The 20,098-nt window shown below is 70.0% G+C and carries 20 protein-coding genes; 11 read left to right on the forward strand and 9 right to left on the reverse strand.

What is annotated here, in order from left to right:
- The 3 genes from ACWFR3_RS16885 to ACWFR3_RS16895 all read left to right on the forward strand — a co-directional run bounded on the left by ACWFR3_RS16885 (position 1) and on the right by ACWFR3_RS16895 (position 3,723).
- Positions 1-888 (forward strand): carbohydrate ABC transporter permease, encoded by an 888-nt coding sequence (locus tag ACWFR3_RS16885; protein ID WP_453735333.1) that lies wholly within the window; start codon positions 1-3, stop codon positions 886-888.
- A 65-nt stretch (positions 889-953) separates the two neighbouring features.
- Positions 954-2,474 (forward strand): arabinosylfuranosidase ArfA, encoded by a 1,521-nt coding sequence (gene arfA, locus ACWFR3_RS16890; protein ID WP_453735334.1) that lies wholly within the window; start codon positions 954-956, stop codon positions 2,472-2,474.
- 49 nt (positions 2,475-2,523) lie between these two features.
- On the forward strand, positions 2,524-3,723 hold the full coding sequence (locus ACWFR3_RS16895) for a sialidase family protein (RefSeq protein WP_453735335.1): 1,200 nt from the start codon (positions 2,524-2,526) through the stop codon (positions 3,721-3,723).
- Positions 3,724-3,785: 62 nt separating this feature from the next.
- Here ACWFR3_RS16895 and ACWFR3_RS16900 read toward each other — a convergent pair whose 3' ends face one another.
- Complete coding sequence (locus tag ACWFR3_RS16900; protein WP_453735336.1) at positions 3,786-5,363, reverse strand: carbohydrate-binding protein; 1,578 nt, start codon at positions 5,361-5,363, stop codon at positions 3,786-3,788.
- A 259-nt stretch (positions 5,364-5,622) separates the two neighbouring features.
- Here ACWFR3_RS16900 and ACWFR3_RS16905 point away from each other — a divergent pair, with 259 nt between their 5' ends.
- Both ACWFR3_RS16905 and ACWFR3_RS16910 read left to right on the forward strand, forming a co-directional pair.
- Positions 5,623-6,060 carry a hypothetical protein gene (locus ACWFR3_RS16905; protein WP_453735337.1) on the forward strand — a complete coding sequence of 146 codons (438 nt, stop codon included), beginning with the start codon at positions 5,623-5,625 and terminating at the stop codon, positions 6,058-6,060.
- Between the two features lie 16 nt (positions 6,061-6,076).
- Complete coding sequence (locus ACWFR3_RS16910) at positions 6,077-6,496, forward strand: hypothetical protein (RefSeq protein WP_453735338.1); 420 nt, start codon at positions 6,077-6,079, stop codon at positions 6,494-6,496.
- Positions 6,497-6,542: 46 nt separating this feature from the next.
- On the opposite strand, the gene ACWFR3_RS16915 is transcribed toward ACWFR3_RS16910, so the two are convergent.
- Entirely contained in the window at positions 6,543-7,037 is a 495-nt protein-coding gene (locus ACWFR3_RS16915; RefSeq protein WP_453735426.1) for a nucleotidyltransferase domain-containing protein, read from the reverse strand.
- Positions 7,038-7,060: 23 nt separating this feature from the next.
- Complete coding sequence (locus ACWFR3_RS16920) at positions 7,061-7,462, reverse strand: winged helix-turn-helix transcriptional regulator (RefSeq protein ID WP_453735339.1); 402 nt, start codon at positions 7,460-7,462, stop codon at positions 7,061-7,063.
- Positions 7,463-7,585: 123 nt separating this feature from the next.
- On the opposite strand from ACWFR3_RS16920, the gene ACWFR3_RS16925 reads away from it, so the two are divergent.
- On the forward strand, positions 7,586-8,425 hold the full coding sequence (locus ACWFR3_RS16925; protein ID WP_453735340.1) for an NAD(P)H-binding protein: 840 nt from the start codon (positions 7,586-7,588) through the stop codon (positions 8,423-8,425).
- Positions 8,426-8,453: 28 nt separating this feature from the next.
- On the opposite strand, the gene ACWFR3_RS16930 is transcribed toward ACWFR3_RS16925, so the two are convergent.
- Entirely contained in the window at positions 8,454-9,470 is a 1,017-nt protein-coding gene (locus tag ACWFR3_RS16930) for a helix-turn-helix transcriptional regulator (RefSeq protein ID WP_453735341.1), read from the reverse strand.
- Between the two features lie 91 nt (positions 9,471-9,561).
- Here ACWFR3_RS16930 and ACWFR3_RS16935 point away from each other — a divergent pair, with 91 nt between their 5' ends.
- Positions 9,562-9,960, forward strand: coding sequence for a VOC family protein (locus ACWFR3_RS16935; RefSeq protein ID WP_453735342.1), 399 nt, complete (start codon positions 9,562-9,564; stop codon positions 9,958-9,960).
- A gap of 44 nt (positions 9,961-10,004) precedes the next feature.
- Here the strand turns inward: ACWFR3_RS16935 and ACWFR3_RS16940 are convergent, their stop codons facing one another.
- The 5 genes from ACWFR3_RS16940 to ACWFR3_RS16960 all read right to left on the reverse strand — a co-directional run bounded on the left by ACWFR3_RS16940 (position 10,005) and on the right by ACWFR3_RS16960 (position 15,103).
- Positions 10,005-10,754, reverse strand: coding sequence for a dienelactone hydrolase family protein (locus ACWFR3_RS16940; RefSeq protein ID WP_453735343.1), 750 nt, complete (start codon positions 10,752-10,754; stop codon positions 10,005-10,007).
- Between the two features lie 81 nt (positions 10,755-10,835).
- Positions 10,836-11,726 (reverse strand): RNA polymerase sigma-70 factor, encoded by an 891-nt coding sequence (locus tag ACWFR3_RS16945; RefSeq protein WP_453735344.1) that lies wholly within the window; start codon positions 11,724-11,726, stop codon positions 10,836-10,838.
- On the reverse strand, positions 11,723-12,820 hold the full coding sequence (locus ACWFR3_RS16950) for an NAD(P)/FAD-dependent oxidoreductase (RefSeq protein WP_453735345.1): 1,098 nt from the start codon (positions 12,818-12,820) through the stop codon (positions 11,723-11,725). Before ACWFR3_RS16950 ends, ACWFR3_RS16945 begins: the two co-directional genes overlap by 4 nt.
- 193 nt (positions 12,821-13,013) lie before the next feature.
- Positions 13,014-13,898: a DUF2382 domain-containing protein gene (locus ACWFR3_RS16955; protein ID WP_453735346.1), complete on the reverse strand. Its 885-nt coding sequence runs from the start codon at positions 13,896-13,898 to the stop codon at positions 13,014-13,016.
- Positions 13,899-14,170: 272 nt separating this feature from the next.
- Positions 14,171-15,103 carry a YihY/virulence factor BrkB family protein gene (locus ACWFR3_RS16960; protein ID WP_453735347.1) on the reverse strand — a complete coding sequence of 311 codons (933 nt, stop codon included), beginning with the start codon at positions 15,101-15,103 and terminating at the stop codon, positions 14,171-14,173.
- A gap of 317 nt (positions 15,104-15,420) precedes the next feature.
- Between ACWFR3_RS16960 and ACWFR3_RS16965 the strand changes: the two genes are divergently transcribed.
- The 4 genes from ACWFR3_RS16965 (at position 15,421) to ACWFR3_RS16980 (ending at position 20,094) form a co-directional block, all read left to right on the forward strand.
- The gene (locus ACWFR3_RS16965) at positions 15,421-16,011 is read left to right on the forward strand and encodes a hypothetical protein (protein ID WP_453735348.1); all 591 of its coding nucleotides are present in this window, start codon (positions 15,421-15,423) and stop codon (positions 16,009-16,011) included.
- Between the two features lie 226 nt (positions 16,012-16,237).
- Positions 16,238-17,044, forward strand: a complete 807-nt coding sequence (locus ACWFR3_RS16970; RefSeq protein WP_453735349.1) for an ABC transporter ATP-binding protein — start codon at positions 16,238-16,240, stop codon at positions 17,042-17,044.
- On the forward strand, positions 17,041-18,021 hold the full coding sequence (locus tag ACWFR3_RS16975; RefSeq protein ID WP_453735350.1) for an ABC transporter substrate-binding protein: 981 nt from the start codon (positions 17,041-17,043) through the stop codon (positions 18,019-18,021). Before ACWFR3_RS16970 ends, ACWFR3_RS16975 begins: the two co-directional genes overlap by 4 nt.
- A 6-nt stretch (positions 18,022-18,027) precedes the next feature.
- Positions 18,028-20,094 (forward strand): iron ABC transporter permease, encoded by a 2,067-nt coding sequence (locus ACWFR3_RS16980; protein WP_453735351.1) that lies wholly within the window; start codon positions 18,028-18,030, stop codon positions 20,092-20,094.
- Positions 20,095-20,098: the final 4 nt, after the last annotated feature.

The raw sequence follows: 20,098 nt of genomic DNA on the forward strand, positions 1-20,098 counted from the left end.
ATGACCGCGATCGCCACGCGCCCCGAGACCGAACAGCGCGGCACCAGCGCCCCGCCGGCCCGCAGACGCGACTCCGAGCGCCTCTTCAACCGGGTGGCACTGGGCACGCTCATCGCCCTGGCCGTGCTCTGGCTGGTGCCGCTTGCCTGGGCGCTCGCCACCTCGGTACGGCCCGCCCAGGAAGTCGTCACCAACCCGACCGGATGGTTCACCGCGCACCCGACCCTGAAGGCGTACGGGGAGATCTTCGACGCGGGCAAGCTGCCCTATTGGTACGCCAACAGCTTCATCACCTCGATCCTCACCACCGTCCTCACGGTGATCATGGCGTCGTTGGCCGCGTTCGCCCTGTCGCAGACCCGCTTCCGGGCGCGCCGGGCCGCGTTCGTGATGCTGCTGGCCGGCATCATGATCCCCGGCCAGGTCCTGATGATCCCGCAGTTCCTCGCGCTCCAGTCGGCGGGCCTGCTGAACACTTACTGGGGCGTGGTCCTGCCCCAAGTCCCCAATGTCGTCGCCGTGTTCGTCTTCAAGCAGTTCTTCGACGGCATCCCGCGCGAGCTGATCGACGCGGCGCGTGCGGACGGCGCGGGCTGGCTGCGCACCTACTGGCAGATCGTGATGCCGATCTCCCGCCCGGCCGTCTCCGCCGTCACGATCTTCGTGTTCGTCGGTGTCTGGAACAACTTCCTGTGGCCCCTGCTCGTGGTCACCGACCCCGAGATGATGACGCTGCCCGTCGGACTCACCTCCGTCCAGGACGTGTTCGGCGTGCCCTACGCCCAGCTCATGGCCTCCGCCGTGCTCGGCGCGATCCCGCTGCTCGCCGTCTTCGCGCTCTTCCAGCGCCGCATCGTCGAGGGCATCGCAGGCACCGGCCTCAAGTAACCGGCCCGACGCAACCCACCAACTGCCCGACCCGAAAACCGCACCATAGAGAGAGGCACCAGAACATGCCGCACACCGCACGGTTCGTCATCGACCCCGAGTTCAGCGTCGGCGACGTCGACCCGCGCCTGTACGGAACCTTCGTCGAGCACATGGGACGCTGCGTCTACACCGGCATCCACGACCCCGAGCACCCCACCGCCGACGCCGCCGGATTCCGCGGTGACGTCGCCGACCTCGTACGCGAACTGGGCACCGGCCTCGTGCGCTACCCCGGCGGCAACTTCGTCTCCGGCTACCACTGGGAGGACGGCGTCGGCCCGGTCTCCGAGCGCCCCCGCAGGCTCGACCTGGCCTGGCGCTCCATCGAGACCAACCACGTCGGCACCAACGAGTTCCTGGGCTGGGCCAAGCAGCTGGGCCTCGACCCGATGATGGCCGTCAACCTCGGCACGCGCGGCATCGACGCCGCCCGCGCCCTGGTCGAGTACTGCAACCACCCCGGCGGCACTGCCTGGTCGGACCTGCGCATCAAGCACGGCGTGAGCGACCCGCACGGCGTCAAGCTGTGGTGCCTGGGCAACGAGATGGACGGGCCCTGGCAGACGGGCCACAAGTCGGCCAACGAGTACGGGCGGCTCGCCGCCGAGGCCGGCAAGGCGATGCGCCAGGTCGACCCCTCCATCGAGCTCGTCGCGTGCGGCAGCTCCAACTCGCGGATGCCCACCTTCGGCACCTGGGAGCGCGAGGTCCTCGAGCAGACCTACGACGAGGTCGACTACCTCTCCCTGCACGCCTACTACGAGGAGTTCGACGGCGACCGCGCCAGCTTCCTCGCCTCGGGCGCACACATGGACCAGTACATCCGCGACGTGGTGTCCACCGCCGACCACGTCCGGGCGGTGCGCGGCTCCAAGAAGCACATCAAGCTCTCCTTCGACGAGTGGAACGTCTGGTACGCCGCCCGCTTCGTGGGTGAGCGCAACCTGGAGACGGCCGAGACGCCCCGCCTCATCGAGGACACCTACAGCGTCACCGACGCCGCCGTGGTCGGCTCGCTGCTCATCACGCTGCTGCGCAACGCCGACCGGGTGGCCGTCGCCTGCCTCGCCCAGCTGGTCAACGTCATCGCCCCCATCCGCACCGAGCCCGGCGGCGCCAGCTGGCGCCAGACCATCTTCCACCCCTTCGCCCAGGCGGCCCGCTTCGCCAACGGCCGCGTCCTGCGCACCGACGTCACCGGACCCCGCATCGAAACGCCGCAGTACGGCGACGTGTCCGCCCTCGACACCGTCGTGACGCACGACGAGGAGACCGGAACGCTCACCGTCCTGGCCGTCAACCGCGACCAGGAGCAGCCGCTGCACATCGAGGCCGCCCTGCGCGGGGACGCCGCCGGATACCGCGTAGTGGAGCACCTGGTCCTCGCCGACGAGGACCACGACGCGGTCAACACCGAGGCTGAGCCCGACCGTGTCGTGCCGCGCCAGGCGTCCGGCACACACGTCACCGCCGAGGGCGCGCTCGCGGCCGAGCTGCCGCCGGTCTCCTGGAACGTCATCCGCCTCGCACCTCAGGGCGCCTAGGCACACATCGCTCCCTTCACCCAACCCACCGCAGAGTCAGGAGAGGCCCATGTCAGCGCACGACCCCGCACGACCACGTCTCCTCCGTCCCATCGTCCTGTTCCCGGTGCTGCTCGCCTTCCTGGCGGCACTGTTCGTCTCGCAGTCGGGCTCGTCGGCCGACGCCGCGACCGGCACGCTGCTGCGTGACGGCACCGGTCTTTATCCGCGCGCCGTCAGACTCGCCCACAGCGGCGACGCGAACGGCCGGGTCCTGGCCTCCGTGGTCACGTTCGAGGGCAACAACGGACTCGGCGCCATCCACGAGAGCACGGACGGCGGTGCGTCGTTCCGCCAGGTCGGCACGGTGCGCGACCCCGAGGCGGCGGGTGGGCAGGGGCTGTGCTGCTCGACGCTGTACGAACTGCCGCGGCGCATCGGCAAACTGCCCGCGGGCACGCTGCTGTGGGCGGCGTCGGTCGGGCAGGACGAGCCGAACCGGCGCATGGCGCTTCGGGTCTTCAAGAGCACTGACGTGGGCCGCAGCTGGAGCTATCTGTCCACCATCGCCACGGCCCCGAACGACAAGGGGCTGTGGGAGCCGGAGTTCTCCGTCGACGCCTCGGGCCAACTCGTCGCGCACTACTCCGACGAGACCGACGGCGTACACAGTCAGAAGTTGGTGGCCGCCCGCAGCGCGAACGGAGTGAACTGGACCGGCCACCACGACACCGTCGCCAGCACCCTCGCCTCGGACCGGCCCGGCATGGCGGTGGTGCGCAAGATGGGCGACGGCACCTACTTCATGTCGTTCGAGATCTGCGCGGCCGCGGGCCAGTTCCAGTGCGTCGTGCACTACCGCACCTCGTCCGACGGCTGGAACTGGGGCGCCGTCACCTCCCTGGGCATCCGCCCGGAGACCGCCGACGGCAAGTACTTCAAGCATGCGCCGAACCTGGCGTGGGCGCCCGAGGCGGGCAACCCCAAGGGCAGGCTCTTCCTCGTGGGCCAGGTCATGTACAACCGCGACGGCAGCAAGGCGGCCGGCAGCGGACGCACCGTCTGGGTCAACAGCCAGGGCGGCGCGGGCAAGTGGCGGGAGATCGCCGCGCCGGTCGCCGTCGAGTCGACGACCGTCGACTACTGCCCCAACTACAGCTCCAGCCTGCTGCCGTCGGCGGACGGCCACCGGCTCCTGGAGATCGCCACGGACTGGTCAGGCTCGGTCTGCAAGCCGTACTTCGCCACCGGTTCGGTGCCCGGCGCCTGAACATGTGGGTGCCCCGTGTGTGTGCGATGCCCATCGCACACACACGGGGCATCCGTCCGTCGTTACGGGGTTATCGCGTTGCCGCCGTAGGTCACGACGAGGCGCCCGTCCGTCGCGTAGGACCACTTCAGGGCCCCGGTGTAGGAGGAGCAGCGTGAGCCGTTCGAACCGGTCCAGAACTGGTTCGAGCTGTCGGAGTTGCCGGTGATCTTGTCGTTCGTGCCGCTGCCGCTGCGGCACGAGGTGTTGTTGCGGAAGACCGATGTGCCGCCGTCGAACGAGTAGTTGCGCTCGTCGTTGTCGATGCTGACGTTGTCCGACACCGACATCGTCCCGAGGTTCCTGTTGTACGTGAATCCGTGCTTGCCGTTGTTGTAGGCGATGTTGCGCCGGATGATGTGGTTGACCCCGATGTCCTCGCCGCCGAGCTTGTAGCCGTTGCGGTCGCCGTTGCCGGCCTGGGAGCCGTCGCTGAGGGTGCCGTTGCCCAGGGCGAGGGAGTCCTCGATGGTCACCGCGCCGATGGGGCCGGTGTCGGACTTGGTGTACAGGTCCCAGCCGTCGTCGATGTTGTTGTGGGACACGGCGTAGCGGAAGACGTTGCCGGGCCCGGAGGTGAGCTTGGCGGCGAAGCCGTCGGCGTCCTCGCCGTCGGAGTCGGCGTTGTCGTGCGACTCCGCGCTCAGGATGAGGTTGTTGGACGGCCACTGGCTGCTGGGAGTGCTGGAGAGCATGCGCGAGAGCTGCAGGCCGGTGTCGCGGTTGTAGCGCGTCACCGTGCGCTCGAAGACGTTGTTGCTGCCGCCGACGAAGATGCCGTTGTCACCTGCACGCTCGACGACGATGCCCTTGACGTGCCAGTACGAGCCGTTGACGGCGAGCCCGCGGTTCGCCGGGTCCTCGCTCTGGGCCGAGAAGTTCAGCACCGGGGTCTCGCCGGGGTAGGCGGCAAGCTCGGTGCGGTCGCTCGCTGTGCCGTTGTTGCCCTGCGGGATGGTGACCGTCTGCGAGTAGCGGTAGGTCCCGCCGCGCAGGTAGATCGTTCCGCCGGGAGTGATGCGGGCGATCGCCGAGGCGAGCGTCGTGGGGGCCGATTCCGTCCCGGCCGCGCCGTCGGTCCCGCCCGGCGCCACGTACAGGGCGGAGGCAGCGGGCGGCGTCGTGGTGTCGCCGCTCACCTCGGCGTCGAGATAGTCGATGTTGGGCAGGCCGGCCGAGGCGGTGGGAGTGAGCCGGATGGTGTTGCTGCCCGCCTTCACCGGCACGGTGAGCGTCTTCGTGGCCCACGTGCCCCACGCGCCGGTGCCCTCGAACGACGCCGTCGTGGCCGTCGAGCCGTTCACCGTTACGTCCGCGGGCCGTGCGGCGGAGGTTCCGTTGGCGAAGCGGACCTTCAGCGTCGCGGTGCCCGCGGTGGCGGCATTCACGGTGAATTGCGCGTAGGCGCCCGTCGCGTTGGTGGCGTTGCAGAATCCGCTGCCCGAATACCCGGACCAGTCCGATTCGATGGCGCCGGTGCAGACCGCCGGGGAGGTCTCGGCCTCGTAGAGGGTGGAGGCGGCCTGCGCGGTGTTGCCGGACAGCGCGACGATCGTGCCGGCCAGTAAGCCGACGCACGCGGTGACGGGTCTTGTTCGCATTGAGGGTCTCCAGGTTGATGGGGTCGGTCGACCAGGCATTCGCCGGGGTGAATGAACTGCGGAACCGTTCCTTGCATGCGCGAGGAGAAAGCGCTTTCCTGGAAGCTATTGCCGCGTCGTGGACACGTCAATGGTCATGTACATGATTCTTATTCACAGACACGAACGAGTGGTGTTTCGTGGCCCTGTGTACAGCTACACGGGGGAGCCCGCAGCGAGCCTGCGTTGACCGGGCGTCAGCAGCAGCTACCGAGAGATCATGACCTACGACCCTCTCGACGTGATGTTCCGGCGGATCGACCTGACGCAGGCCATGGAAGCGCAGTTCGGCACCTCCCGGGCGTGGCCGCTGCACCTGCGCGCCGCCCACGCCCAGCTCGAGCAACTGCGCGGACTGATCGGGGATGCCTGCTACGAGACGTTCACCGACTGCGCCGTCGAAGCCGTCCGGCGCCGCGAGGACGGCCAGGGCCAGGGGGAGCTGCACAGCCACTACCTCGGGCGCGAGCTCCACAAGCAGGGACTGGCGCTCGGCGAAGGCGCCGCACAGGTCGCCTGGGGGATCGCCTGCGGGCTCACCGTCCTCCTCGACGACGACCAGTACGAGAAGGTCGTCACCGCCGCCGCGGTGGCGTGCCGGACCTGCGCGGCCGACGTCCCGCTGCCATCGAGGGCTACTGGCGCCACGTCGAAGTGATCCACACAATGGGCGTATGACGAAGCCCGCACCCGCGCCGAACGCAGAGGGCGAGGGTGGGTGTGAGTGTGACGGCGACGCGGTGCCGCACGCCGGCGGCCCCGAACCCGGCTCCTGCCGCTGCGTGTGCGACACCCATCCCGAGTTCCCCGGATCGTGCCGCGGTTACGCCGAACCGGGTCTCACGGCGGCTTTCGACGCACCGGGCGCCGGTCCGCAGCAGGTGCCGCTGTGCCGCAACTGCCATGACATCCGCATGGGTCTGGCCCCCCAGCGCGACTCCGGTCTGGAAGCGGTCACCGACACCTGCACCTGCCACTGCCGGGCCAATCACCCCGCCCGGCCCGGCATCTGCGAAGCCGCGTCCGACGGCAGGACGACGATCGACGGTGAGCCGGTCTGCCTCGAATGCGCGGACGCCGGTCGCGGCTACTGACTCGCTTGCTGACTTGGTTACTGACTCATCCTGCCCGGCGTTTGAGTCAGAAGTGCGTGGCGATCCCGAAGACGCGGCGGAGCTGCGCCATGTCGTGCCGGTCGCGGTCCGACGGTTCATATCCCTGGTGGAAGTAGACCTGCTGTTCGGCGGACAAACACGGGACCGGCGTGCCCTGGACGGTGCCCGTCACGAAGCACGCGGCGGGATAGACGAAAGGCCGCTGCGGGTCGGGGGAGGCCTGCACCGCCGATCCGTCGTCGGAGAAGACCAGCGGATGCAGATCGATCTCCCGCCCGTCCGGAGCCGTCACGACGAACCGGATCGGCCGCCAGTCCACGCTTTCGACGAAACCTTCCGCGGACAGGGCCGCCAGTACGGCGCCTTCCTGCTCCTGGCGGTGCATCAGATCCAGGTCGCGGTGGTCGCGGGTCCGCTCGCCGATCAGGGCGTCGATTCCCCATCCGCCGCCGACCCAGACATCTGTGTTCGCCCGTCGCAGCACGTCCAGCACGAACACCACGTCATCGGCTGTCATCATCGGGCCCATGCCAGTGACCTGAGTCATCGACGGGGCAATGACGGGTGACCGTCCTGCCCCGAGCCGCGCGGGGGCAACCGCCGTGTGATCCGGTCGAACAGGTCCGTCAGCGGCTCGCTGACCTCCTGCCCGAACTCGCTCAGTCCGTAGGTGACTTGGGGCGGTGTCGTCGGCTCCACCTCCCGCCAGACCAGATTGTCCCTGACGAGTGCGCGCAGGGTCTGCGCGAGCATCTTCTCGCTGATGCCCTGGATGCTGTCGCGCAGCTCGTAGAACCGAAGGTCGTTGCTCCGCAGGGAGATGAGCACCCAGATGCCCCACCTGCTGGTCACGTGGTCGACCATGTCGCGTGCGGGGCAGTCGGTGTGAAACACCTCATACCGGGGGCCCGCCTCGGCCGGCTTCAGCTGCGCGCCTTCCTTCATGTCGGGAGCTTACCTCCAGGTATGTTCTTACGAAAAGTAAGCCCGGCTCCTAGCGTCGCTGCCGTAGTCCACAACGGACACAGTCCACAACGGACGCAATGCACAACGGACTTGGAGCTGAACATGATCGTGGTGACCGGGGCTACCGGAAATGTGGGACGGCCTTTGACGCAGGCCCTGGCCGAGGCGGGCGAGCAGGTGACGGCGGTGTCGCGACGCGCCGCGGCGGTGCCGGACGGGGTCCGGCATGTGGCGGCCGACCTGGCCGATCCGGCAAGCCTCACCCGCGTGTTGGACGGGGCGAAGGCGCTGTTCCTCCTGCTGTCCGGCGACCTGCACGCCCCTGAGGCCAGACCGGCCGACATCATCGACCTGGCCGTGGCCGGCGGGGTCCGCCGGGTCGTCCTGCTGTCCTCGCAGGGCGTGGCGACCAGGCCGCTCGGCCCGACGCGGGTCGCGATGCGCGCACTGGAGGACGCGTTGCGGGAGTTGGGCATGGACTGGGCCGTGCTGCGACCGGGCGGCTTCGCCTCCAACGCCCTGGCCTGGGCGGAGTCCGTCCGTACGCAAGGGACGATCGCCGCGCCCTTCGGTGACGTAGGGGTGCCGGTCATCGATCCGGCGGACATCGCCGAGGTCGCGGCGGCCTGCCTGCTGGACGACCGGCACACCGGCGGGGTGTACGAACTGACCGGGCCGGAGGTGATCACCCCGCGTCAGCAGGCGGAGGCGATCGCCGCCGCGCTCGGCTCGCCCGTACGGTTCGACGAACTCACCCGCGATGAAGCCAAGGCCGCGATGGCCCGGTTCGTGCCGGCGGAACTCGCCGACGACACCCTGGACATCATCTCCGCCCCCACTCCGTCCGAGCTGCGGATCAGTCCGGACGTGGAACGAGTCCTCGGCCGCGCCCCGCGCCCCTTCGAGAGCTGGGTGGATCGCAACATCGCCGTTTTCCGCTGAGGCACATCACGGGCTCAGGCGGCCGGGATCACTCGGCACGGGCCGAATGCGTGAGCCGTTCGGCGAGGGCTTCGACGAGGCCGCGGAGCTCGTCCGGGCGCTCGATGACGAACGGCCGGTCCAGCGATGCCAGCACGGCAGGCAGCCAGTCGAGCCGGTCCACGCGCATCTCGACGCGGGACCAGGGCTCGCTCTGCGGGCCCGCGCTGTCCGGGATCTGCGGGGGCTGCGGGGATTCCGGGGCCGGCAGTTCCTCCATGAGCGCGACGCTCGGCGGAAGCCGGGTGTGGATGTGCTCGGCCGTGCCCCGGACGCGCAGGGTCACCTCATGCCGGTACGGAGCGGTGGCGAGCCCGGTCAGGACGCGCTCGGCCGGGTCGAGGTCAGCGGGTGGTTCGAACGAGCCCGGCAGAGTCCGCACGCCGGTGATGCGGTCGAGACGGAACGTGCGGTCCTGGCCGGTCGAGAGGTCCGCACCCGTCACGTACCACTTGCCCGAGTGAGCGACGAGGCCGTAAGGGTGCAGCGTGCGTTCGCTGCGGCGGCCGTCGGCGCTGGTGTACCGGATCGAGATGGGCCGGTGGTGGTTCACCGCGTCGGCGACCGGCAGCAGGACCCCCGATTCCGGGGCGGCTGTTCCGCCGGGCGGAGCGGTGAAGGCAAGAGAGCGGAGCACGGCGTCGAGTCTGAGCCGCAACCGCTCCGGCAGCACGCGGCGGATCTTGGCCGTGGCCGTCTCACTCGCCGTGCCCGTGCTGGTCGTCAGGCCTGCTCGCTGACCTGCGAGCAGGCCGAGCAGTACGGCGAGCGCCTCGTCGTCGCTCAGCATCAGCGGAGGCATCCGGTAGCCGGGGGAGAGGCGGTAGCCGCCGTAGCGGCCGCGTACCGCTTCGACGGGCACATCGAGGTCGACGAGGTGGCTGACGTAGTGGCGCACCGTGCGTTCGTCGACGTCGAGGCGGTCGGCGAGCTCGGCCGCGGTTCTGGTGCCGCCCGACTGCAGGAGCTCCAGCAGGGTGAGCACGCGGGCGATGGGACGAGGCATGTTCAGAAGTCTCCCCGATATACCGGGCGGGTTCCGCCCGGTATTGGTCATAGCCTCTGGTCAGAACCACGGAACGACCAGGAGAAAACCCATGAACTTCGTCTCTGTCCGCATCATCACGAGTGACGTCGCCCGCCTCGTCGACTTCTACGAGCGCGCCACCGGGGTAGCCGCCGACTGGTCCAACGAGGACTTCGCCGAGCTCAGGGTCGCCTCGGCCACCCTCGCGATCGGCAGCACCCGTACGGTCCCGCTGTTCTCGCCCGGCTCCGCCCGCCCGGCCGACAACCACAGCGTCATCCTCGAATTCCTCGTCGAGGACGTGGACGGCGTTTACAAGAACCTGACCGGCTTCGTGCAGGACTTCGTGAACGAGCCCACCACGCTGCCCTGGGGCAACCGCTCGCTCCTGTTCCGCGACCCCGACGGCAACCTGGTCAACTTCTTCACCCCCGTCACACCGGCGGCCATCGAGAAGTTCGGCCGCTGAGACCGGAGCTGCCGGTCCCAGCGCCACAACCTCAGCCGCCGGTCTCAGCTGCTGGTCAGAGTGCGGTCGAGCAGGGGGAGCAGACGGTCCCAGTGGTGCTGGAGCGCGCCGGCGTCGAACGCGTCGGTGTCGGACATCGTGAAGCCGTGGACGGTGCCGGGGTAGAGCTCGATGGTGTGGGCCACGCCCGCGGCGTCCAGGGACTGGTTCAGTTCGTCGATCGCCTCGGACGTCAGATCGCCCTCCGCGAGGCCGAGATGGACTTCGGCGGTGAGCTTCGGGGCGAGGCGGTGCGGGCTGTCGGGAGCGTCGGTGACCAGGAAGCCGGGGTGGAATCCGGCGACGGCGGCCACCTGGCCGGGGTGGGCCGTCGCGGTGCGCATCGCCAGGGCGGCGCCCAGGCAGTAGCCGATCGTGGCGACGGGACCGGCGCCGACCTCGGGCTGGGCGGTGAGGAACCTGAGGTAGGCGTCGGCGTCGCTCAGGATGCGTTCGGTGGTGTGGGCCTCGATCAGGGGCATCACCCGGGCGAAGACCGCGGGCCGGTCCTCTTCTCCGATGTGCTCGGGTAGTTCGATCACCGGGGACGGGCCGTGCCGGTAGTAGAGGTTGGGGACGAGCACGTAATACCCGTGCTCGGCCAGTTCACGGGCCTTCGCCTTCAATTCGGGCCGCACGCCGAAGGCGTCGGGGTACAGCAGGACTCCCGGGTGCCGCTCGCCGCCGTCGGGGAAGGCGGCGAAGGCGTCGGCCTGGCCGTCCGGGGTGGGAATTTGCAGTGTCTTGGTGGGCAAGGTCTTCCTTCCTGTGGCTGATGCCGGTGCACAGCCTTCGTGTTCGTCCTGGCGCCTCCGGCCGGGAGGCCTTCGGCGTCGTCACACCTTGATCGAGTTGAGCTTCTCCGGGTTGCGGACGCAGTAGACGGCCGTCACGACACCGCCGCGGATCTCGACCGAGGTCATCTGGTCGAGTCTGCCGTCGATGAGCACCACGACAGAATGCATCCCGTTGTAGGTGCCGACGCGGATGTCGAGTTCGCCCATGCGGGCGCCCTTGTCCAGGAGCCCCAGCAGCAGTCGGGCCACCTTGTCGGGCCCGACCACGGGCTGCCGTACCGCGGTCACGTTCCCGCCGCCGTCGGCCAGGAACACCACATCGGGTGCGAGCAGGTCCATGAGGCCCTGCACGTCGCCGGTCGATGCCGCCGTCATGAACCGCTCGGCGATCGGCCGGGCCTCGGCAGGGCTGGCGACCGCCGTGTGCCGTTTCGCGCGCACGCTGTTGCGGGCGCGCTGGTTCAACTGCCGTACCGCGTCCTCGCTCTTGTCCACCGCCGCTGCGATCTCCGAGTAGTCGAAGCCGAAGACCTCGCGCAGCACGAACACCGCGCGCTGGGTCGGCGTCAGGGACTCCAGGACCAGCAGCATCGCGGTGGTCACGGCCTCGCCGGTGAGGACGTGGTCCATGCCGCCGGGTGCCTCCGCGGCTGACGAGGTCAACAGCGGCTCGGGCAGCCAGGGCCCGACGTACTGCTCCCGGCGGCGCACGGCCGAGCGCAGCACGCCGAGCGCCTGCCGGGTGACGATCTGCGCCAGATAGGCCCGCGCGTTCTCCACCGAGGTGTGGTTCACCGAACGCCAGCGCAAGTAGCTGTCCTGCAGGACATCTTCGGCGTCGGCCACCGAGCCGAGGATCTCGTAGGCGATCGAGAACAGCAGGGCCCGGTGTGCGGTGAACTCGTCCGCGGGGTCGGGCCGGTCGGTCACTTCGGTCCCCGCAGCCAGGCGTACGTGGCGGTGCGGGCGCCGAACTTCGCGTAGCGGCAGACGCGGTCCTTGATGGCGGCCGCGGTGCGCCCGGCGAAGTGGATCCGCAGCGCGGTGTCGTTCCTGCGGCCGGCCTGCAGCAGTCCGTCGCGCCGGCCCAGGCTCACCGCCTGACCGGTGTACCCCATGGAGTAGGGCTTGGGAGCACGGTTCTGGATCATCCGCGCCAGCGTATCCGCCGCGTGTGCGCCCTGAGGCATGGCCGTCGCGCAGGCCGCCCGGGAGCCGGGAACCGCCGCGCAGTCACCGACGACAAAGATCCGCGGGTCGGTCACACTGCGCAGAAACTCGTCGACCACCGCGCGCCCTTCGGCGTCCACCGCGAGTCCGCTGCGGGCGGCCAGGTCGGGAATGCTCCCGATGATCGCCCACAGCGTGAGGTCGGAGGTGATCCGGGGGCGGGACCGCAGACGCACCAAGTCGCCGCCTCCCTCCCCGGCACCGGCCTCGACGCGCGCGACGAGGTCCTGCACGACCTCCACGTCCAAGCGGGCCAGGACCGCACGCACACGCTTTTGAGCTCCCGCCGACAGGCTTGGGGCGATCGTCTCTCCCACGATCCGCACGCGGAGATCGGGTCGGCCGGAGGCGATCTCGGCTGCCGTCTCGACGCCTGTGAGACCGCCGCCGATGACGGTGACGGTCCTGCCGCCGGGCAGCGCGGCCAGAGCGGCCCGTGCCTCTTGCGCGCCCTCCCAGGTCCCCACCGCGACGGTGCCCGGCAGCGGTGCGACCGTGCTGCCCACCGCGAGGAACAGGTAATCGAAGTCGAGGCTCGCCCCGCCTTCGAGGGTGACCTGACCGTAGCCGATCTTGTCCACGGTGCCTATGCGCGTCGTGACGCCGTCGCCGAGCATCGATGCCAGCGGGGTCGCGGCGGCCCCGGTTCCGGCGATCTGTTCGTGCAGCCGTACCCGCTCGACGAAGTCCGGACGGGGATTGATCACCGTGATCTCGGCGCCCTCGACCTTCTTGGCCAGCCGGTTCGCCGCGATCGTCCCCGCGTAACCGGCTCCCACCACCACGCCCTTCATATGTGCCTCCCGTTGTGCAGTCCGTTTCGCACACGGGATGGAGCAGGGCTCGCGTCTGTGACGGGCAGGGGGAGTGACCTGCGTCACGCCGGAACGTGAGCGTGCACGCGCGCGTGGAGGGAGGGAGCACTCCTGCCGGGTGCTCCCTCCCTCCACCGTCAGCTGCCCTTGGCCAGGGCGCCCTGAAGGGGCGTCAGTGGCTCGGGCCCTGCTTCCGGTCACGCCAGTTCTCGCCCTTGGCGCCGCGCTCGCCCTTCATGCCGCGCTCGCCCTTGGCGTCGTCGAACTCGATCTGCTCCTTGCGCACCGTGTCGGAGACCTCCTGGGTCTCGGTGACCTTCTCGGTCTCCAGGCGCACACGCTCGACCGGCACGGACTCCTTGCTGACCACCGCCCGCTCGGCGTGCAGGGTCACCTCGGTCTGCTCCTCACCGATGTTCGCCCGGGTGCGGTCGCCCTCACGGATGGGCTCGCGCACGACGCGGACTTCCTCGTGGGAGAGGGGGACGGAGGCCTTCACTTCCTCGCTGACGACCACCTTGCGCAGCCGCGCGTGTCCGACCTCCTGCTCCTCGGTGCCGACGTGCAGCTGCTCCTCGGAGCGGATCATCTCGCCCTTGTGGTCGTCGCGTGCACCGGAGCGGCTCGCCATCTCGCGCTCGCCGGCCATGCCCATGCCGGCTCCGGCACCGGCTCCGGCCATGCCCGCGGCGCCGGCACGGCCACCTGTCGCCGGTGCGGTACGCGACTGCGTGGGCCGGGTGAGGCCGTAGTGCGCGTAGAGGTCCTGCTCCTCGCTCTGGTCGAGGTGCTGGTCGGCGTCCACGCGCGGGGCGTCCTTGACGGCCTCCTTCGTGGCCGTCACGTGCAGCTCGTCCTGCTGGCGGCGGGCCCCGGCGAGCGGCACGAAGCTCTGCTTCATGCCGAAGAGACCGGTCTTGACGGTCACCCACTCGGGACGCCCAGTTCGGTCGTCGAGATACACCTGCTCGACGCTGCCGATCTTTTCGCCGGTCCGGTCATAGGCCGTCAGGCCCGCGAGCCCGTCGGCGCTGGTGAAGGCCTCGCCCTGAGTCATGGGTGATCACTCCCTCGCAGCGCGCGACGGGCAGAATCGAATCTCGCCACGGACGTCGCACGCGTCCCCTCCATCGCGCGCCAGACCGGTGCGCGACGCAACCAGGAGAGTCACCGAGCGTGTGCGGATCGTGCGGCGAAGGCCCCCGGGCGGGCTGTTTGCGGCGTTCGAGCCGATCTGGTCCACCGCACCCCCTCTTAGCCCATTCGAGTGAGCGTCCGCCCTGTGATGACGTACGGAAGCCCTGGCGGAGCCGACGTGCCGCGCCCGCCTCACTGCACGGCAGGGGCGCGCGCCATCTCCGCCGTGAACTGCGCTCCGGCCAGCAGTGCCAGGTTGGAGACCCAGAGCCACACCAGGAAGACGACTACTCCCGCCAGTGAGCCGTAGAGCTTGCCGTATGTGCCGAACCCCGTGGCGTACAGGGTGAACAGGCCCGATGACGCGAGCCACAGCACCGCCGCAAGGAGGCCGCCAGGCAGGCTGCGACGCCAACTGCGCTCCGAAGGCGGCGCGTTGCGGAAGAGTACGAGCACGAGCAGGACCACCAGGCAGACCAGAGCGGGCCATTTCATGACATTCCACACCGTCTGGCCTGCGTCGCCGACGCCGATGCGCCGCCCCACGAACTGGACGAGCGAACCGCTCAGGACGAGTACGAGCGCGCTGGCGGCCAGGAGCGCGAGCAGCGAGACGGCGGTCATGAGCACGCGGTGCGCCTTGCGGAGCGCGGGGCGCGTGTCCGGTACGCCGTACATGGCGTGCAGCGCCCGACGGAAGACGGCCGCGTAGCTGGACGCGGACCACAGGGCGCTGACGCCTCCTGCGACCACGACCGTCACCGCGGCCGAACGCGCGCCCGCCATTTCGGTGAGCGCCTCGTTCAAGGCGCTGCCCGACTGCGCGGGTGCCCAGTCGGTGACCTCGGCTATGAGCGTCTGCGTCGTGCCGGGGCTGACCAGACTGATCAGGCTGACCGTGACCAGGAGGGCGGGCAGCAGGGCGAGGATCGCGTAGTACGTCAGGGCCGCGGCCCAGTCCGACACGTCGTCGTTCCACATCGCCACCGGGGTGCGGCGCAGCGCGGCACCCCGCTGTGCCCACGGGGAGGGGACCCCGGACCGCCCTGAAGGAGCGGGCAGTGCGTCCGGCCCGTCCGAGACGCGGGCGGACCCCGCACGCGCAGGCGTCGCGGAACTGTCCATGGGGCTACTCCTCGTTGTCTCTTGCAGGCGGCGCACCGCGCCGCCTTCCCGGCTCGACCCCTTGGACACGCGCCGCGCGGTTCCGTCACGCGATTGCGGGCGGAAAGTAATCTTCCCCTTCCCGTCGCCCGTGGGTTAAAGCGGGTCTGCGCACGTCAACCGTTAGCGGAAGTTGCCGTTCTATGACATCCCGGACAGGGCTGTGACGCGGGTGAGGGCAACGGGTGCAGGGTGTCGCGGGTCGTACGTGGTGTGGGAGTCAGCAACAGGCAAGCTGGCCGCACCGAAACGGGGAGTTGACGATCATGAGCGTTCGTATGAGCCGAGGACTGTGTGTTCTGGGGGCCGCGGTGGCCGTGGCGGGTGTCGTGGCCAGTACGGGTCCGGCGGCAGCCGCCGGCTCGCCGCGGTTCCTTGCTCCGTCCGAACTGCCGCCGCACGCGTCCTCGGCGTGGACCGCGGGGCCGGTGACCGCGGGGCAGCCCGACCCGCTGCCGATGTGCGTGGGGGAGGCGCTGCCCTCGACCTCCGTGCACCGCGCCTACCGCACGGACCTCGACACCGGCGCCCTCCAGGTGACGGTCGTCGAGCGCAGCGAGCAGCGCGCCAAGGACTTCGCGGCCCTGCTGCGCAAGAACCTCGACGGCTGCGCGGAGAAACTGCAGCAGGATCCCGAGATCACCGCGAAGCAGAAGTACTACGGGAAGCTGAATGTCGAGGAGGGTGCGCACGTGTACGGCGTCCACACCGAGGCCTCGTGGGGAGCCAACGACATCAACATGTTCTCGGTCGGCCGGGACGGCACCACGGTGACGCTCGTCCAGTGGGGGCAGATGGGCAACTTCGCCAACGCGCAGGTGGCCGACTTCAAGGCCACGACCGTCAAGGCGGTCAACAAGCTGTACTGACACCGCACTTCATTGGTGCCGTCCATCGATTCCTTCGGTGGGCGGCACCGTTGCGCAGGGGGTTCCTCCGGCCGTGGGTCCTGTGGTGTCACTCGCGTGCTTCGCCCGGATTCTGACCCCCTACTTCCAGCCAGACTAAGGCTAGGCTAACCTTCACGCCGTGAGATCAGGTGAACGCGCAGGTAGCGCTACACGTCCGCGCGGTCACGAATTGTCCGCCGAGCACATGACCGTGTCGTACGACGGCGTCGACGTCGTCCATGACGCGGCCATCCAGCTCAGGCCCGGCGAAGTGACCGCTCTCGTCGGCCCGAACGGAAGCGGCAAGTCGACGCTGCTGCGCACCGTCGCCCGACTGCAGGGCGCCCGGCACGGCACGCTGACCCTCGATTCCGGTACGGACGATGCCGCCGACGGCTTCGACCTCACCGCCCGCCAGTTCGCCCGTCATGTCGCGCTCCTGACCCAAGGCCGCCCCACGCCCGGCGGTCTGACCGTCCGTGACGTCGTGGAGTTCGGCCGCTACCCCTACCGGGGCCGCTGGGGACAGGCTGATCCCGGCGGCGCCGACGTGGTGGACCGGGTGCTCGTCATGACCGGCGTCGACGGCTTCGCCGACCGTGCCGTCGACCAGCTCTCCGGCGGGCAGTTGCAGCGGGTGTGGCTCGCCAGCTGCCTGGCCCAGGAGACCGGCGTGCTCCTGCTCGACGAGCCGACCACCTACCTCGACCTGCGCTACCAGATCGAACTCCTCGACCTGATGCGCGACCTCGCGGACGACGGCGGCATCGCCGTCGGCGTCGTCCTGCACGACCTCGACCAGGCGGCCGCCGTCGCCGACCGCATCGCGCTCCTGGACTCCGGGCGCATCGTCGCCGACGGCGCCCCCGAGGACGTACTGCGGCCCGAGCGGCTTTCCCAGACGTACGGCATCCGCATCGAGGTCGACACAGACCCCCTCACCGGCCGGCTGCGCACCCGCGCGATAGGCCGCCACCACAGCAGAAGCGAAAGGCTCCACACCTCCTCATGAGACGCACCCTCGTCGCCGCGGCCGCCGCCGCGGCCGCAGCCCTCGTTCTGTCCGGTTGCGGCACCTCCGAGCCCGCCGAGACCAGCTCGGAGAAGAAGTCCGAACCGATCACTCTCACCGACGCGGGCGGCGCGCAGGTGAAGCTCGACGGCCCGGCCAAGAAGGTCGTCGGCACCGAGTGGAACGTCGTCGAGTCCCTGGTCACGCTCGGTGTGGACCCCGTCGGCGTCGCCGACGTCAAGGGCTACAAGGCGTGGGACTCCGCCGTCCCGCTCAAGAACGACCCCAAGGACATCGGCACCCGCGGCGAGCCGAGCATGGACACCCTCGCCGGCCTCACCCCCGACCTCATCGTCACCACCACCGACATGTCGGCCTCCGCGGTGAAGCAGATGAAGAAGGTCGGCCCCGTCCTCCAGGTCAAGGCCGCCGACGGCGCCGACCAGGTCGGCCAGATGTTTGACACGCTCGACGTCATCGCCAAGGCCACCGGCACGACCGACGAGGCCAAGAAGGCCAAGGAGTCCTACGAGGCCAAGGTCGCCGAGGGCAAGAAGGCGCTGAAGGAGGCCAAGCTCGACGGTTCGAAGATCGCCTTCGCCGACGGCTACGCCGCCTCCAACCAGGTCTCCGTGCGCGGCTACACGAGCAACTCCCTGCTCGGCGCCGTCAACGAGGACCTCGGTCTGAAGAACGACTGGAAGATCAAGGGCGACAAGGACTACGGGCTCGCCACCACCGACGTCGAGGGCCTCACGAAGCTCGGCCAGGACGTGAAGTTCGTCTACATCGGCAACAAGGACGACGGCAGCTCCGACGTGTTCACCGACGAACTCGCCGACAACGCCGTGTGGAAGTCGCTGCCGTTCGTCAAGGACGACGAGGTCCACCGGCTGCCCGACGGCATCTGGATGTTCGGCGGCCCGCAGGCGATGGAGGCGTACATCGACGCCCTCGTCGACACCCTGAAGAAGTAGGAGACCGTGGCCGTCACCGCAACGCCCTCCACCACGCCCGAGCGCGCGGTCGCATCCCCCACGGGCGCGGTCGCGGTGACGGCCGGTCTTGTACTTCTGGTCGCCGTCCTCGCCGTCATCGACATCACGCAGGGCACCGCGTCCGTCGGCCCCGGCCAGGTGTGGAACGCCCTGACCGGTCAGGCCGAGGCGGGCGACTCCTCCGTGGTCATCGCCTCGCGCATGCCGCGCATGGTCGCCGGGATACTCGTCGGCGTCGCGCTCGGCGCGGCGGGCGCCGCCCTGCAGGCCGTCAGCCGCAATGTGCTCGCCGCACCGGACACCCTTGCCGTCAACGCCGGTTCGTACCTTGCCCTGACCGCTCTGGTCGCCAGCGGTGCGACGGCTCCGCTGCTCGCCTCCTCGGGAGTGGCGTTCGTCGGCGGCCTAGCGGCTGCCGCCGTCGTCCTCACCCTCGCGGGACGGAGCGCCGGAACGGTTCGCCTCGTCCTGGCCGGCAGCGCGCTCGCCCTCGGCCTCAACGCCGTCACCGATGCGTTGTTGCTGCTGTATCCCGAACGGACCGAAGGCCTCTACCAGTGGGGCCAGGGGAGCATCAGCCAGAACGGGTTCGACGGCGTGGCCCAGATGGCGCCCGTCATCGTGGCCGCCCTCGTGGGCCTCCTGCTGATCGCCCGCCGCATCGACGCACTGGCCCTCGGCGACGACGCGGCGCACGGGCTCGGCATCCCGGTCCGCGGCACGCGCGTCACCTCCGTCGTCCTGGCCTCGCTGCTCGCCGCCGCGACGGTGACCCTGGCGGGACCGATCGCCTTCGTGGGCCTGTGCGCACCGGCCCTGGTACGTCCCCTGGCCGGCCGCTTCCGTGCGCTGGTGCGCCACCGCACCCGTATCCCCGTCGCGGGTCTCGTGGGCGCGGCCCTCGTCCTTGGTTCGGACGTACTCCTGCGTGCCGTCACGTCCTCCCAGACCGCGGTCACCGTGCCCACCGGCGTCATCACGAGCGTCGTCGGCGCCGTGTTCCTGGTCGTCATGGCGATGCGCACCCGCGACAGCGGCAATGCCGCCGCGCCGGACCGGCTGCGCATCCCCGGCAGGACGGCCTACCTCGTCACCCTGGTGCTGTTCGTGGGCGCGCTGATCGGCGTCACGATCGCCGCGGTGCTCGTCGGGGACAGCACCTTCCTGCTCGGCGACGTCGTCAACTGGGTGCGGGGCCAGTCGGGTCAGGCCATCACCTTCGTCCTGGACACCCGCGTGCCGCGCGTGGCCGCCGCGCTGTGTGCGGGCGCCGCGCTCGCCCTGTCCGGCACCCTCGTGCAGTCCGTGACCCGCAATCCGCTCGCGGAACCCGGTGTCCTCGGCGTCTCCGGCGGGGCGGCGCTCGGCGCCATCATCCTCGTCACCTCCGCGCCGGGTGCCGGAGCGTGGAGCATCACGGGCGCGGCGTTCGCCGGCGCCGCCGTCAGCTCCGTGGTCGTCTTCGGGCTCGCGGCGAAGGGCGGCTTCCAGAACAGTAGGCTCGTCCTCGTCGGCATCGGCGTGTCCTCGGGGACGATGGCGCTCATCAGCCTGCTCATCGTGCTCACCGACCGGTTCAGCGCGACCAAGGCGCTGATCTGGCTCTCGGGTTCCACCTACGGGCGGTCCTTCACCGACATCCTGCCGGTCGCGGCCGTGCTCGTGGTCGCGACCGTCGTGGCCGTCGCCCGCCGCAAGGAACTCGACCTCGTGTCGCTCGACGAGGACACCCCCCGCCTCCTGGGCCTGAACCTGGCTCGCGGACGCCTCGGCTTCCTTGTCGTGGCCGTGCTGCTCAGCGCCACCGCGGTGGCCGCGGCGGGCACGATCGGCTTCGTGGGTCTCGTGGCGCCGCACGCGGCCCGCGCGCTGGTGGGGCGTCGGCACGGGCGGGTCGTCCCGGTCGCGCTGCTCCTCGGCGCGACCCTGGTCTGCCTCGCTGACCTGCTGGGCCGCACCGTGATCGCCCCGGCCCAGATGGGCGCGGGGCTCATGACGGCCGTCGTCGGGACGCCCTACTTCGTGTACTTGCTGGTGCGCAGCCGCCGGTAGCCAG

It is taken from the genome of Streptomyces sp. NPDC055189 (genome assembly GCF_053606765.1).